Annotated in this window: 1 protein-coding gene; it reads right to left on the bottom strand. The window is 57.8% G+C overall.

Features of this window, described 5'->3' with window-relative positions; genetic code table 11:
* A partial coding sequence (locus CXR03_RS18875) for a glycoside hydrolase family 9 protein (protein WP_181034680.1) occupies positions 1-718 on the bottom strand: 718 nt, incomplete at both ends.

Below are 718 nucleotides of genomic sequence, written 5' to 3'. Positions count from 1 at the left end.
AACCGTCCATTTCATTTGAGGCCGCAATCGCCTCCTCGTAGAACTTGTTCGGGTCAGAAAAGCCATCTTCCGCTGCCCGCCATGCCGCCAGCGCGCTTGCCCGATAGATGCCAGCAAGTTCCGCAAGGTTCAGCTCAGCCAGTATCCGCGACAGGCGAGCCGAAGACGCCGCGTAGCGATATGTGGACACAACATCCGGCGCATAGGCATATACCGGTTGGTGCTCCAGGTAACTCGTCGTGCCCGGCAGCGGGTGGCCGGCACTTTCCACACCTCCGCGCACCCGACCATCAGGCATCTGCAGACGGCGGTAGAAATCGATGTTCCAGACAGCCTCATGAATGAGGTCACTCACTCCGTCGAGACCTGCATATCCAGGCAGCGGCAGAACTTCACCTGATTTGGGAATGCCCAGATCAAGAGCGCGCTTCTCTTGTGGCAAGTGCTCCCAAAGATCCAGGAAAGCGTCGGAGATGGCCAGATGCTGGACGCGTCGGTCCCAGTCGCCTGCATCCATATACCCACCCCAATATTCCTCAGAAGCCTGACGTCCGGTATTCCACGCGCCTTTCAGCCCGTCATCGAGAGATACGAAGCCATTGGGCCAGTTTGACGACCAGAGCAGTGGCAGAGCACTTTCAAGTATTTGAAAGCCACCATCGGGACGGAACGAAGCTGGCCTTTGATAGCCGAAACGTCCATCGAGTGCGACACCACT

The organism is Arthrobacter sp. 08Y14 (assembly GCF_002929455.1).
Taxonomy (GTDB): Bacteria; Actinomycetota; Actinomycetes; order Actinomycetales; family Micrococcaceae; genus Arthrobacter_B; species Arthrobacter_B sunyaminii.
Note: the sequence above shows the minus strand (reverse complement) of the source record. Positions and strands in the feature narration are given on the sequence as shown.